The organism is Paenibacillus whitsoniae (genome assembly GCF_003955665.1).
Lineage (GTDB): Bacteria > Bacillota > Bacilli > Paenibacillales > NBRC-103111 > Paenibacillus_E > Paenibacillus_E whitsoniae.
Map to the genome: position 1 here is coordinate 347,436 of NZ_RXHU01000015.1, position 13,238 is coordinate 360,673.

Consider the following 13,238-nt stretch of genomic DNA (forward strand, 5'->3'; position numbering starts at 1 on the left):
AACACCTCCTAAAAAATGGCGGAATCCTGATCGTATTTCTTTGCGAGCCAATTCGTAACAAATACAATAACTAAGCCTACAAACGATTGATAAAGGCCAATGGCGGTGGACATGCTGATATCATTCATCTGCCTGAGCATTCTGAATACATAAGTGTCAATAACATCAGTTGTGTCATACAAATTCGGATTATCGCCGACGATGGCATAAATCATTCCCAAATCCCCGTGGAAGATGCCGCCGATGCCGAATAAAGTTAATAGCACGGCAGTTGTTCTGAGCTGCGGCAGCGTGATCTTTGTTATACACTGCAGCCGGCTAGCTCCGTCCATTTTGGCAGCCTCATAAATTTCCTGGTCAATCCCTGCTATAGCGGCCAAATAGAGGACGGAACCGAAGCCTGCTGTTTTCCAAATTTTCAATACGATCAGGATCCCGGTCCATAATGCCGGATTGGCATAAAAATTGATGGCTTGCCCTTCTTTCAAATAACCAACTGCTTTCAAAACCGTATTGATAAATCCTACATCCGTAGATAACAAGGCAAAAACAAACATGGAAACCAACGTCCACGATATAAAATTAGGCAGAATGACAATGGACTGTGTCACCTTCTTGAAATACTTGGAGCTGATTTCGGATAGAACAATGGCAATAAGGACGGAGAAGAACAAACCGGTTAACAGAAATAAAATATTTAGGTACACCGTGTTCCAGGTGACAGCCAGCCAATCCTTTGAAGTGAAGAAATACTCAAAATTTTTCAGTCCGACAAATTTACTTTTAAAAATCCCTTTTACGACGTTAAAATTTTGAAAAGCTACAATGATGCCTACCATCGGCAGGTACTTAAAAATCACAAAATATAAAATACCCGGCAGTACCATTACGTACAGATAAAAATTTTGTTGAATATCGGATACAAAAGTCTTTTTCTTTTTTAGGACTCGGCTATCCGATTGGGTTTTACTCAAAGCTGTATCCATGGTTTCCCTCCCTTTTCTGACTTCCTTGCTGATAGGATTACTATCGCAAACTTCGGGTGCAGAGAATAGTTTAAGAAGCTACAAAATCAACGAATTCAAACCATTGCTGCACTTCAAAAAGCTTCAAATTCATTAAATTTAGTAGAATGCATAGCGAAGTTCTCCTATGAATGAATGAATGGAAAAGCCAGCAAACGCAAGTGTTTGCTGGCTTTGATCCTTTGCCGTTTCCATACGACGGAGATCCACGTTCACTTCCATACTCATTCCTGATCCCCCTCAGAATCGATCGAATCCCTTTCGGTCTGAGTTCGTAATGCAGATTTTATTAGTGTCCCCACTAAAATCCCAACAAAACAGCCAATTATACCTAACCAAACTGGACCAAGACAATAGGTCGAAAAAATGATACCGACTGTTCCAAAAAAAGCACCAAATACGAACGGGATGGTACTATACGGTCTTGTACCTCCTCCAGCATCTTTATACGCATCCCACATACCAAACATATAAATACAAGGATAAAACATCAACCATTGGTAATTGGTCTGGTTGATTGTCTTTTCAATTTCCCCGTGAAAACTGGAAATGATGATGACATTTAAATTAGAATTTACATTAATTAGAAATTCCAACCCTACTAATAGTAGTCCCTTTAACACCTTGCCGTTCAACAATTGTCCAAATCCTGGAAGAGCTATACTCCAAAGGATGACTTCGAGTTGGATACTTTTTTTCATTTAACTCACGCTCTTCTTTTTTATTAGTTATGTTATTTTGCACTAAAGTTAAGTGTCTTATTATCGGTTCTAGAAAAGAAAGGTAAAATTCGATGCATTGATTTAGTCACGAAAGGGAAAAATAGATGGAAGAAGTTTATCGATCGGAGGGTGCTGTTGAATATGAATAATCTAAAAGAACAAATACAGGTTAATTCTGAAAGTTACGCAAAGGAAAAATTAACGTCAGCCGAACAAGGTAAGCTGTGGGCAACCTATACGGGGAATACCATGTGTATATGCGTCTTAAGTTATATGCTGAATCATGTTGAAGATCTAGAAATCAGGAAAGTCCTTGAAGACGGTCTAAGCTTGTCCAAACAATTTGTACAGTCCATCAAAGAGATATTTGTCCATGAAGATTACCCCATACCTAAAGGATTTTCTGAAGAGGACGTAAACGTTAATGCACCTAGGCTATTTCAAGATGAGTTTTACCTTCATTACTTGAAGTATGTCGGCAAAGCTGGCGCAAGTCTATATGCAATTGGTGTTCCCCTTGTAACGAGGTCGGATGTTCGGACATTTTTCACACAATGTCTTGACTCAACGACAAAATTTTTGAATGAGGTAAACATAACATTAATCAAAAAGGGGTTTATGTCAAAACCCACTTTCATTCCTTATCCCAAGAATGTTGAATTCATTAAGAAGCAAAGTTATCTCAATGGATTTTTTGGTGATATAAGACCGCTTCAAGCTTTAGAGATTACACATCTGTTCGATAACATCGAGAATAACGCGACAAGCAAAGCGGTTTTAATTGGCTTTAGTCAAGTTGCCCAAACGAAAGAGGCAAGGGATTATTTTCAAAGGGGAAAGGAAATAGCCAACAAACATTATGAGATCTTTAGTAAAATGCTACAAAAAGAAAATTTATCATCTCCCCCAATTTTTGACCCATTGGTGACGACTTCAACTATTGCGCCGTTTTCAGATAAGTTGATGATGTTCCATAAGCTGGACATGTTTGCAATGAGAATAAGAGCATATGGGAATGCTTTATCGATGTGTGCCAGACACGATGTTGCCGAAAAATTGGGACGTCTTACACTGGAAGTCGGAAATTTTGTTGAAGATGGAGCTAATATCATGATTGAACACGGTTGGTTGGAACAGCCGCCGCAAGCCGCGGACCGTGACGCCTTGGTTTACAATAATAAAACTGAGTAAGATCTTAAGTTGTTACAACACCGTCTAGGCATCCGAATTCTGGCTGTCTAGACGGTTTTTTTATGGACAAAAACTTAGCCCTGATCATCTTCACGTGATCAGGGCTATTCTGCTTAGACTAGAGTGTTACTGTGTAACCACCGCGTCATCAAAGCTCGCCGTCGAGGAAGCCATGCGGTAGCCGATTTTGCCAGTAGTCAGCTCCGACACGCTATTCGTATAGGTAATAAGCTGAGTATTATTGACCGATCCGTCAATCGTATTGCCCGTTACCTTCACCTTGAGGTCGTACCATGTGCTAATGCTGGAGCTGAACGAAGCACTCGTTAACAAGGTCAGCGTCCCGCTTACTTTTTTGTATAACTCAAGAGCATTCGTGCTGTTGTTGATGCGGAGCATATAGTAATTGTTAGCATCTGTCACACGGAAAAGCAGTCCTGCATTGGCATAAGTATTATTTAGCTTCACTTTGGAAGAATACGTGTAATTCGTCCAACTGCTCCCAGCAAAGGCTAAGGCTTCACCCGTCGCCAATGACTGATTTAACACTTTCGTTCCGTCCGTGATGACACTCCACGTTCCGCCGCTTGTTGTCCAATTACTGGAGCCATTTTCAAAATTATCACTAAATACCGTAACCGTTGGGTTGGAAGGAATCCCTACGCCTTCGTATGCGCCGCGGTCTGTTACACTGTTAGCCGGAACTGCGCTGCCCCAATAATCGATACCACCGTTCCCCGTAATCGCGACACCGCTATCAATGGCCGGTGAACCGTTCTGCAGCTTGTAGCCATCCACCGCAGTTCGACTCGTTCCAGTGCCAGGACTAACTAGCATGGGATTGGATGTAAGCTTATGCGCATCGCTTGGCTCGGAGCCGGGGTGATTGCCATAAAACACATTATAATCAAACACCGTATTCGTGCCGCTGCCGTAGGAGTAGCCGCCGCTGCCTAGGTTATAGATGATATTATTTTTAAAAGACGTATTGCTCGCATAGCCCCCCCAATCGTTGATTAATAAAATATTGGTGCCCGTCCCCGCCTTAACATAAATCGTGTTGTTATAGATACTCGTATTCGTGACAGGGCCTGCCAATTGAAAAATCCGTGTGCCATCGTTCTGACTGATGTTATAACGAACAATGGTGCCATTATTGAAATTACTTGTACCGTTATTACAAATGAGTACGAAGCCGCCTTCGTTGTCATGGCTATAGTTATATTGAATGATCGTTCGATTCGAGTCATAATCGGAGTCAAATCCTTGGCCGTCCAAGCTGCCATGTGTGCTATACGCTTCGTTGTACTGCACGAGTGCATCGTCCGAATTGAACGGCCAGATCGCAACCGCCTCAGCGCCGGAACGCATATTGGCATGATGAACGACATTGTACTGGATGACAGGAGCTGTGCTTACCCTAACCAGAATGCCATCACGCCCTGTATCGTACACCGTGTTATACTGAATCAGCACGTTGGTGAAGCCGGACCACGGACCGGAATCGACCATACCGCCGCGGTTCATCCAGCGGGAATGCGTCTGAATGCCCGTTGCATCCACGGTGTACACGGTGTTATTTTCGATCAGAACGTCATTCCATTTGGTGGATACGGAAGTTCCTAAGGCCTGCACCGCAATGCCGCCGTTTTTCTTATCTGTATTGATCCCATTCACATCATGTACAGTGAGATTGGAGATATGAATGTAGTTGGCTGTTCCGTAGTCCGAAGCAACAACGTTGACGCCTAGTCGTTTGGCAGCGGTCACCCCCGTGTTCGTCACTTCCAGGTTCTTAATTTCCCAGTACTCTTGATTGTACAGATAAACGGCCGCTCCTCCGCTGCCATCCGCATTCATCGTAAGCCCACCCCCGTTAATGAGCGGCTTACTTCCGCTGCCGTAGCTGGAGAGTGTAATCGGACTGCCAGACACGCCAGAACCCTTCGGATAAAGCTGTCCGGTCCAAGTGCCTCCTGATTTCAATAAGATCTGATCACCAGGTGCGAACGTTGTAGCATTCACCTTGGACAGGCTCTTCCAAGCCGTTGCCGCGCTTTTTCCATCTCCACTGTCATCAGGTCTCGAGGAATCCACATAGTAGATGGTACCCGCTGCCATAGCGGCTTTGGGCAAAGCGCCTAACAAGGAAAACAAAATAACGAAGCAAGAGAAGATGGCAAGCAGTTTTTTAGCTGAATACATCAATGATTCCTCCTTACATAATCGGACACACATCTGTTAGCGCTTTCAATTCCTTCCATTCCAATCCTACTTCTCGTTAGCTAAAAAACTAAGCATTCAGCTACTGATAATTTGCCGATCACGCGAATGCTGCTTCCTCACCTCCCTTCAAGAATCCCATTTTCCTTCTTAAGTTTGTATCCTTAGTATCAACCTTTAACCCCTGACATCGTAACGCCTTGAACAAAATACTTTTGTGAAAAAATAAATAGCGCAATCGTAGGCAGCACGGCTACAGCAGCACCAGCCATTTGCAGCGCATAGTCAGCGCCCGCCTCGGTCTGGAAATAGGATAAGCCCACCGTTAGAAGCTGCTTCTTCATGTCTGTTATGAATACAAAAGGCGAAGCGAAATCGTTCCATGTCCATAAGAAGGTGAACAAGACCATAGTCACTAGCGCCGGTTTGGCGAGCGGTAAAATTATGCGATAATACACTTTATAATGCGAACAACCATCCACAATGGCCGCTTCGGATATTTCTTTGGGAATACTAATAAAAAATTGTCGGAGCAAGAACAGGAAGAAGACATCAAAGGCCGCAGGCAGAATAATCGCCCAATGCGTATTATTTAAGTGAAGGTACTTGTACAATAAGAACCTCGCTACAATGGTCGTATCGGAAGGAATCATCATTTTGGCAATCAAGATCATGAAAATGACGTTTTTGAACCGGAACTCCAGCCTGGCAAAGGCATACGCCGCCATCGTGACGAGCAGTCCCCTTAACACGAGAACACCCAGCACGACTTTAACCGAATTCAAATACCAGATGAAATAAGTTTTGTGTTTGAAGATCGTTTCAAAATTGCCCGTAAACGGATGACTGATGAAAAGTGAAGCCGGATGCTGCGACATCTCGATCGGCGTTTTCAGTGAAAATGAAATCATGAACAGAAACGGAATGATCATCACAAGGCCGATGAGAAGCATCACGTAGGTCAGCACGAGTTTCGGTTTTAATAATGTACCCATCTTTTTTGCCCCCTCCATTGGATGATGGTAATCACGAGAATGATGGCAAACAGCAAAATCGCCTGAGCGGAGGCAAAGCTATATTTGTTGTAAGCAAAGGCTTCTTCGTAAATATTTAACGAAATAACACGCGAGGAAGTACCTGGACCGCCATTCGTCAAGTTGCGGAAAATCGCATAGTTCTGAAATGATCCGATAATGTTAGTGATCACAAGAAAGAAGGTCGTCGGTGAAATCAACGGCACAGTCACACTCATGAACTTCCTAAATCGCCCTGCACCATCGAGCTCTGCGGATTCGTACAAATCCTTTGGCACCCCTTGCAATGCGGCTAAATATACAATGGTGGGAAAAGCCAATGAATGCCAAACTTCCACGCCAGCAATCGTTGGCAGCGAAGTGTGAATACCTCCGAGCCACAGCGGGGGATGTGCGATCCCTGCAGCCACGAGCAATTTATTTACAACACCATCATAGGGGTTAAGCAAAATAGAAAACACAATCGCGATCGCCACAACGTTCGTTACATACGGCAGCATAATCAACGTCCGTGCTAATGTTCTCAAGTGGAAGCTTGCATTAAACAGCATAGAGAGCAGCAAAGCTGCCAGAATAACGCCTGGCACATAACAGATCATAAACAGAAAGCTTCTTCCAAATGAACTGATCGCAATAGGATCCTTTAAGACATGGATATAGTTGGAAAGTCCGACAAAGTTTACGTCCGATAAGCTTTTAAAACTGTTGTAATCCAATACGCTAATGACAAAGGCGTAAAGGGTAGGCAGTAAATAAAAAAGCGCAAATCCTGCCACGAAAGGCGTGATAAACCAGAAAGCAACCTTTTCTTCGTTAGTAATCCGCAGCATGCTCCATTCTCCTCTTTTTAGGAAGGAGGACACCATCATGATGTCCTCCTTCGTCACTCTCATTTATTGTTTGCTGGCCGCTTGAATCGCTTGGTCTTCTCTTTGTTTAATGGATTTAACGGCTTCATCTACGGATTTCTGCCCGGCAAAGTACAACTCGGATTCTTGCATAATAATGTTGCTGTACTCACTCATAGCGCTACCTAGCAGTTTCTCTTGTGTGAAGCCTAGTCCGTTATCAAGCAATGCTTTCCGAAGATCGTCCGCTGTCACACTGCCTTGCGATTTATCGGCGATATTTTGCAGAACCGCGTTCATGTCATCCTTGCTCAAATTCTTCTGTGCCGGGAATTCGCCTCTTTCTTTGTAGCTATTCTCTGCAAAGTACGTTAGGAAATCAAACGCTTCCTTCGGATGAGCGGATTTCTTATTAATTCCGAGCGCTGCAGTAACCCCGATATTGTTATTGCCTTTGCCATCATCCGGTGTCGGAGGTTGAACAACGCCCCATTTCCAATCACGCGGATATTTATCGAAATTGTTTAAGGAACCCAAGTACCATGTGCCAATAAACTGCATCGCATATTTACCTTCTAAGAACCCGAGGTTAGATAATTTTTTCGTCTTAAACTCGATCCAGGAAGGCTGAATTTTGTGAACCGCACTCAAATCGTTGTACCATTTCAACGCATCTTTAAAGGCCGGATCGTCATAATTGGAAGTTCCGTCTGCTTTATAACCAGGGACATTTTTTTGTCTGGCCTGCAAGTACAAGTAATTATCAAAAGTAAGCATATAGGAACCTTGGATGCCTTTATCCGGTTTCGTTAATTTTTTGGCCGTCTCAATGTATTGGCTCCATGTCCAGTTTCCTGTAGGGTACGGAACACCTGCTTCATCAAACAGCTTTTTGTTATAAAAGACGGCCCACATCGACAAATTGTAAGGGATATAGTAGACTTCACCGTTGTTGTATTTGGTGAGGGAATCCCCGTATATTTTGTCAATGTCATAGTTAGCTTGCTTGGCCAAGTCTTTCATTGGATAGAGGAAGTCTTTGGATGCATACTTGTTTTGATCGATCGGATTCGAAAGATTTATGATATCCGTCTTGTCCCCGGAGAGCATCGCGATATCAATTTTCTTCATGGCCTCGTCCAGCGTTCCTGGCAAAATATTAAGCTCTAGCTTGTTCCCGGATTTGGCTTCCCACTTTTTCTTTAATTTATCGTTAGGTGAGCCGTCCTCCCAGTCCTTCTGGCCAGCCGAAGTAATGAACATGGACAACGTTACAGGCTCAGCCTTTTTCGGTGCGCTGCTGCTCACAGCAGCAGCTGTTGCCGCTGCCTCTTTGGTACTCGTTGTCTTGGTAGCGCTGCCACATCCGCTTAAAAGGCTTAACCCAACGAGTGAAGACAAACTAAGTAATGCCCAACTTTTTTTGAACCCCTGCATAAAAGCGCCTCCATTTTTGTGAATTCCACATGTTTTGTCTTGCTACGAGTTTCATTGTAAGGGGGCTTCGGTCAAAAAAATAGGGGATGCTTTTTGGATTAGGTTTGATCTTTTTGACTGTTGCCGTTTTCATTCGAAGTTCGTTAGAAGTTGCTTTACATGAAAAGATCGAGTGATTATGATAGATGCAAAGGAGTGAATCCGATGGACGGCACCTATAAAATTATGATTGTTGACGATGAATTCGAGATTCGGGAAGGCTTAAACGCCTACTACTGGGAACGCTTTCAGTTCCAGGTCATTGCGTGCGCGGCCAACGGCAAACAGGCACTTGACCTCATGCAGAGAAATGATGTCGATGTTGTCCTCACCGATATTAAGATGCCCGTGATGGATGGCATTGAACTCAGTAGAGCAATTAACCTTCACTATCCTCATGTCAAAATTGTCATTTTATCCGGTTACAAAGAGTTTTCCTATGCCCGTGACGCGCTTCAAGCAGGCGTATCCGAGTATTTATTGAAACCTGTAGATTTGAAGAACCTCAGCGAAAGCATGATGAAATTAAAGCTTGAATTGGATGCAGAACGGGAAACGTCGCAAAGGCTGCAAGCCTATGAGAACCAATTAGCGAGCTCCTTGCCTGCGGCCAGAAATCACTTCTTCCAAGCTTTGATCGATGAGCCTTTGCCTGAATACCATAAAGCCAAAGAGGAAATGAGCTTATTGGAGATTGAAATGAACGCAACGTATTATTGCTGCGCAGCCGTTAAGCTAGAGGCCACAACGCGTCAAGACAACGCTTTGCCCGACAGCGTGGCAGCGAAAGCGCAGGGCATCCTCGAACGTCATCTCGAGGCTGGTCAATGCCAAAGCTACACACTTCGGAGAAAGGCTGGCGAGCTGGCCGTCTTCCTGAATTTGAACGCGACAGCGGTTCCTGCTCGTCGATCACTTTCTTTGCTGTGGGAGCAGATCATCTCATCCATCGAACAGGAGACGGGGTGCCGATCCATCGTAGGCCTAGGCGAAGTTTATCAGAGCCTGCTCTCTTTCCCCGATTCTTACAAGCAAGCGAGAAGTGTGATGGAACGCAATACTTTTTTGGAACGGGGTGGATTATTTCTCTGGGATACCGCAGACGAACAGCACGTTGAACGCAAAGAATATCCGTACTCTCATGAAACGAAATTACTCGATGCGGTGCTAGAGGGAAATTTGGACAACAGCTTGCTGCATTTCCAGCAATTTTGGACTAGCTGCGGACTGGACTCGGAACGGGCAGAACTCCCCGTCGTCCTGAAGTACTTGGCGCCGCTCTTCACGATGCTGGAGCGAAGGCTTGATCTTCACGGTGCATCTTTGGAATCGATAGCAAGTCTCCCTATGCCGATTAGCGAATTTGTAGAACGTTTCCCTACTTTGTCGACATTAAAAATAGCGTTGGAACGCTTAATCTCAGACATTGCGCTGCAAATTAAACATGTAAACGACGATGTTCAGACGACCTCCCATTCGGCTGTCCAGCAAGTCAAAAAATATATCGAAGAGCATTACAGCGAAAAAATCACCTTAAATCAAATGGCTGAGCTCGTTTACCTCAATCCCAGCTATTTCAGCATTCAATTCAAAAAAGAAACAGGCACTAACTTTATCGACTATTTAAAAAATTGCCGGATGGAAAAAGCAAAGGAATTGCTGCGCCGCATCGACCTCAAGGTCTATGAAATCGGTGAATTGGTCGGCTACCAAGACCGGAAATATTTCGCGACGACTTTCAAAAGCCACACCAAGTTAACGCCGCTCGAGTACCGACAATCCTTCATCACTTACTGAAAGCGGTGTCACCATGGAACGTTTGAAGCTGTTTCTCACAAGCTTTCTCTATAATCATTCGATTCGCAAGAAACTGCTGTTCTGTTCGGTACTGCTTACGTTGACATTAGCCTCAGCTTTTTATTGGTTGTCTGAAGCCTTCGTAAGTCGACTCATCGTGCAAGAAAAAGCGGAATATCAAGTTAATGAATTTAAACAAACAGCCAATTACTTTAAATCCCTATTCGCAGATCTGGATGCCAATACGAACAAGCTGGTCAACGAACCCTCGTTTCAGAAAACCGTCACTGAACCGTTTCCGCAGAACGATTTCATCCAAATTGCCCAACGGGTGCAGTCACTGTCCGGCGAAATTAATGATACCTTGTTATACCATAATTATGTCGACAAAATTATTGTTTTAGGAAAAAACAATCTGGTCTATCTGTACGAATATGATAATGGCGGCAAGTTCGCGGGAACGGACTTTAAGTACGCACATTGGCTGAATGAAAGTGCTGCTTATCTGAATAAACAGCAAGAAGGCGTTCCATTTTACGTTAAGTCTTCGGGTAACCTGTCCAAAAATGCTGCGGATGAGCAAGTGCTTGATGGCATGCTTGCCCATAAAATTGCCTATTACCGTACCATCCGCTTGGAAAATGAAACGGTAGGCACCCTAATCGTGACATTCAACATTCCGGAGTTCGCCAAAGAGGTATTCAATAGCTCTGATACCGATGAAACGCTGCAGTTGCTAACCAATCAACATTTGCCTATTTGGAGCAATAAGCCATCTAGCTTGGATAAGGAAATCTCCCCTTCTTTCTTGCAATCGGATGATGCTTCCTACAAAATCATTCACAAAAATGGAAGGAAAGTGCTGGTTACTTATTTTCAGATAACGTCTTACCCGTTTGAGCTTATGAGTGAGTTCCCAATTTATTCCATTTTAAAAAGCGACGGTGGAACGCACTCCCTGGTCTTCCTATTCGGGCTGGGAGCGCTTGTCTTTGTCATGATCTTATCGTTCTGGTTCGCCGGAACCTTATCCAAACCGTTGTTTGAATTAACGCAAGGGTTATCCGCGGGAGTGGATGCCTTGAACGAACGCGCACCTCTTGAACCGCGAATCATGTTTCCCAATTATCGTGTACGATCAAAGCTAATTGCCTACTTTGTCCTGGCAACCTTTGTGCCTAACCTGCTGTTCGTCCTGCTGCTGACTTACGTGCATTATGACAACTACCAAAATAAGGTGATGCAGCTTACAGCGAGCACGATCCAACAAGTCAAACGGAATATTAATGACAGTTTGAAAAACTACGACAGGTTAACGCAGCAGTTAATTTATCATCCAGAAATCCAGCTGACGATGCGTAAATCGGAAACAACGTCTTTACAGCCTTCGGATAACATGGTGCTCGAACTGCAATTCGGCAATATTAAGCAGCGGAAGAGAGAGTTTCTTTCCATGGAGCTCTATAACCGCACCCGTGAACGGATATACTCCGGCATGTATGCAGGCACAGTTCCGATTTCAAAAACCGATCCACGCGTCTTTGAAAAACTGGATCAAAGTTCAGGCGAGCTGCAGCTCATCGGAACGTATCGCAATTTATACATGACGCCGGTCCTCACATTTGCCAGAAAAATCAGCTCTTCCAGCGAATCCAATCTCGGATCCCCACTTGGGTATTTAATTGTCAATGTGGAACAAGACATGCTGAATAACATCTTCCGAACGATTCGCATCGGAGATTCGGGCTATTTCTTTCTGATCGATGCGAATGGCACTATTCTATCCCATGACAACGACGACCTCACGTCACATGTCTTAGAGCCGGGAGACCCCCTCGTTTCTGAGATGATGCAGCAGCAGAGCGGTTCTTATTTTAAACATGCAGGCACTAAACAGTATATGGTTTTCTACGACACCGCCTCCTATTTTGGCGTTAAAATGGTAGGGATTGTCCCCTCCAATGAATTGAAAAAGAAGGTATTTACCCTTATCTGGTACAGCGCAGCCTTCTTCGTCTTATTCGGGATCTTGATTATGCTCACAGCGACATGGATCTCGAGTCTAATCAGCAAGCCGCTTCGGAAACTGCAGGACTTAATGCATGAGGTGAACGGCGGAAACTTTGAAGCCCGTATGAATCACAAAGGCCGAGACGAAATCGGTGCGCTGGCGCGGCATTTTAACAACATGATCAAGCGGTTGAACGAGTTAATTACCGAGAACTATCAATCGAAGATTCGGGAGAAGGAACTCCTGTTTCTTGAGAAAGAAGCGCAACTTCATGCTCTGCAGCAGCAGATTAACCCTCATTTTTTATACAATACACTGGAGTCTATTAAATGGATGGCTTTCAGGCAAGGGGCCGACGACATCGTTGAAATGACAACCGCGCTGGGGCAATTTTTCAGAGGAAGTATTAGCAAAAAAAGCGGCTTAGTTCGCATGTCAGAGGAATTAGATCACCTGGAGCAGTACCTACGTATTCAAAAAATTAGAGCGAAGAACCGATTCATCGTGATTTGGGATGTGTCCGAAGCGCTGCAATCCTCCTTGACGGTCAAATTGATTTTGCAGCCAATCGTGGAAAACGCAATTTTACACGGCCTGGATACGATCGAGGCGGACGGACTCCTGATGATCAAGGGGTATATCGACGGAAGCCACATGCATATCGAAATTCTTGACAATGGCATGGGGATGAGCGAAGCGAAATTGCAACGGTTGCGCATGATCAAAGAGGAGTCCCGGGAAACGAACCATTCCGGTATTGGACTAGCGAATGTGTTCGAGCGATTGCATTTGTATTTTCATGAAAGCTTTACCTGGGATATCGACAGTGAGCTGGGCAGAGGTACGCTTGTACGTCTCCATCTCCCCGTACTGACCGAGGGTAATCCCTTTACAAGCAGTAAATAGAGCAT

Annotated in this window: 10 protein-coding genes; 3 read left to right on the forward strand and 7 right to left on the reverse strand. The window is 44.3% G+C overall.

The window, feature by feature from the left end; genetic code table 11:
- Positions 1-8: 8 nt before the first annotated feature.
- The 3 genes from EJQ19_RS06045 to EJQ19_RS06050 form a co-directional block, all read right to left on the reverse strand.
- Complete coding sequence (locus EJQ19_RS06045) at positions 9-986, reverse strand: ABC transporter permease (RefSeq protein ID WP_126140287.1); 978 nt, start codon at positions 984-986, stop codon at positions 9-11.
- A gap of 138 nt (positions 987-1,124) precedes the next feature.
- Complete coding sequence (locus EJQ19_RS32790; RefSeq protein ID WP_277600923.1) at positions 1,125-1,253, reverse strand: hypothetical protein; 129 nt, start codon at positions 1,251-1,253, stop codon at positions 1,125-1,127.
- Entirely contained in the window at positions 1,250-1,726 is a 477-nt protein-coding gene (locus tag EJQ19_RS06050) for a hypothetical protein (protein ID WP_126140288.1), read from the reverse strand. The genes EJQ19_RS32790 and EJQ19_RS06050 overlap by 4 nt, the downstream gene beginning before the upstream one ends.
- Before the next feature lie 162 nt (positions 1,727-1,888).
- On the opposite strand from EJQ19_RS06050, the gene EJQ19_RS06055 reads away from it, so the two are divergent.
- Positions 1,889-2,938 carry a DUF3231 family protein gene (locus EJQ19_RS06055; RefSeq protein WP_126140377.1) on the forward strand — a complete coding sequence of 350 codons (1,050 nt, stop codon included), beginning with the start codon at positions 1,889-1,891 and terminating at the stop codon, positions 2,936-2,938.
- A gap of 126 nt (positions 2,939-3,064) precedes the next feature.
- Here the strand turns inward: EJQ19_RS06055 and EJQ19_RS06060 are convergent, their stop codons facing one another.
- From EJQ19_RS06060 to EJQ19_RS06075, 4 genes are all read right to left on the reverse strand, one after another.
- Positions 3,065-5,143 carry a 3-keto-alpha-glucoside-1,2-lyase-like domain-containing protein gene (locus EJQ19_RS06060; RefSeq protein ID WP_164716346.1) on the reverse strand — a complete coding sequence of 693 codons (2,079 nt, stop codon included), beginning with the start codon at positions 5,141-5,143 and terminating at the stop codon, positions 3,065-3,067.
- Positions 5,144-5,331: 188 nt separating this feature from the next.
- On the reverse strand, positions 5,332-6,156 hold the full coding sequence (locus tag EJQ19_RS06065) for a carbohydrate ABC transporter permease (protein ID WP_164716347.1): 825 nt from the start codon (positions 6,154-6,156) through the stop codon (positions 5,332-5,334).
- Positions 6,141-7,025, reverse strand: coding sequence for a carbohydrate ABC transporter permease (locus EJQ19_RS06070; RefSeq protein ID WP_164716348.1), 885 nt, complete (start codon positions 7,023-7,025; stop codon positions 6,141-6,143). The genes EJQ19_RS06065 and EJQ19_RS06070 overlap by 16 nt, the downstream gene beginning before the upstream one ends.
- 63 nt (positions 7,026-7,088) lie before the next feature.
- Positions 7,089-8,480 (reverse strand): ABC transporter substrate-binding protein, encoded by a 1,392-nt coding sequence (locus EJQ19_RS06075; protein WP_126140292.1) that lies wholly within the window; start codon positions 8,478-8,480, stop codon positions 7,089-7,091.
- A gap of 204 nt (positions 8,481-8,684) precedes the next feature.
- On the opposite strand from EJQ19_RS06075, the gene EJQ19_RS06080 reads away from it, so the two are divergent.
- A complete protein-coding gene (locus EJQ19_RS06080) occupies positions 8,685-10,316 on the forward strand; it encodes a response regulator (RefSeq protein ID WP_164716349.1) in 1,632 nt (543 codons plus the stop codon).
- Between the two features lie 13 nt (positions 10,317-10,329).
- Positions 10,330-13,233, forward strand: a complete 2,904-nt coding sequence (locus tag EJQ19_RS06085) for a sensor histidine kinase (protein ID WP_126140294.1) — start codon at positions 10,330-10,332, stop codon at positions 13,231-13,233.
- Positions 13,234-13,238 lie beyond the last annotated feature (5 nt).